General features: G+C 59.3%; 2 protein-coding genes. One reads left to right on the forward strand and one right to left on the reverse strand.

Features of this window, described 5'->3' with window-relative positions:
* Positions 1–1,153, forward strand: a 1,153-nt coding sequence (locus tag NW838_RS00735; protein ID WP_414427305.1) for a Zn-binding domain-containing protein, incomplete at its 5' end; no start/stop codon positions are given.
* Positions 1,154–1,161: 8 nt separating this feature from the next.
* Here the strand turns inward: NW838_RS00735 and NW838_RS00740 are convergent.
* The coding region (locus tag NW838_RS00740; protein ID WP_414427306.1) for an ABC transporter permease at positions 1,162–1,444 on the reverse strand (283 nt) is incomplete at its 5' end.

The following is a 1,444-nucleotide window of genomic DNA, read 5'->3' on the forward strand; positions in this document are numbered from 1 at the left end:
CCGGGTGTACCATCTCCTGGAAATGCCCTACTTGCGCATGCAGCGCCGGGATCGCATCACAGCCGATGAAGAAGAACGGCGGCGGCGGGGATATGAGCTGCAGACCTTCTTTCAGCTTGCTCCCAAAAGTTCCGGCTACCGCGTTCAAGCAGCCGATGTCCTAAGGGGGCAAACCCAACTGCTTCACTTGCGCTATGCCCCAGCCGCCACTCTGCTGCGTAATAACTACGGCTGGCGAGGGAGTGGAGGGCAGGGCTTTCTGGTCAACTTTGACACTGGCGAAGTTCTCTCTCGAACTCAGATCCAGCAGAGCAGAACTGGCTCTTCCGACCCAACACGTTTGCAGCGCGTCTGCCTGGCGGTGCGCAGTACTCAAAACCTGTTGCTGGTGCGCCTGGTTCAACCAGGTCTAGGGGATCCCCAGACCTTGGAGACCAGCCTGCGCTACGCCCTTAAGCGGGGGATCGAAGAGACTTTCGAGCTGGAGGAGTCGGAGCTAGCCGCCGAGTCCATTGGCCAGGGATCCCATCGGGCTATTCTCCTCTATGAGACGGCAGAAGGAGGAGCCGGCGTCCTGCGTCGGCTGGTGGAGGAGCCAGAGGCTCTTGCGGAGGTGGCTCAGGCGTCTCTGGAGATCTGCCACTTCAGACTTTCAGAGGCCGGGGTTCAAGATCTCCGGCCTGAGTGCCGGGCAGCCTGCTATGAGTGCCTGCTGAGCTATGCCAACCAGAGGGAAGCGCTGGAGCTTGACCGATACAAGATTCGGGATCTTTTGGGTGAGCTGGCCCACAGTCGCACTGACCCAGGCAGCTCCCGACAAGAGCACTTGGATTGGCTACGCCAGCTCGTTGACCCTCGGTCTGAACTGGAGCGCAGGTTTCTCGAGGCGCTGGCAGAAGGAGGGTATCGATTGCCTGACGATGCCCAGAAGTCCATCAGTGAGCCCCGCTGTGTTGTCGATTTCTTCTATGACCCCAATATCTGCGTCTTTTGTGATGGCGCAGTCCACGATGAGCCAACTCGAGCCGAGCAGGATCGCCAACTGCGGGCTCAGCTCCTAGAAGGCGGCTACCGCGTGATTGTCCTGCGCTACGACCAGAATCTTCAGGAGCAACTGGCTCGCTATCCAGAAGTGTTTGGCCAGGGGAACTGAGAAAACCCTCAGTCCTGCTGGTGGGAAAATTGATAAGCGCCCACAAAGGCCAAGATCACCGCCAAGCTGCCCAAAACCCCAACCGTGTACCAGGGAAACTGGGAGAGGGGCTGATAGGCAGCCGCCCGCATGCCGATGCTGGCGTAGGAGAGGGGCAGGCAGTAGACCAGCACCTGCAGGTAGGTTGGCAACTGGGCGGGATCGAAAAAGGTGGCCCCCAGAAAAGACATGGGGGTAATCAAAAAGTTGGTGAGCACTCCCACACTCTCCAGGCTGGGCACCTTCAACCCG

The sequence above is a fragment of the Synechococcus sp. R55.2 genome (genome assembly GCF_047462075.1).
Taxonomy (GTDB): Bacteria; Cyanobacteriota; Cyanobacteriia; order Thermostichales; family Thermostichaceae; genus Thermostichus.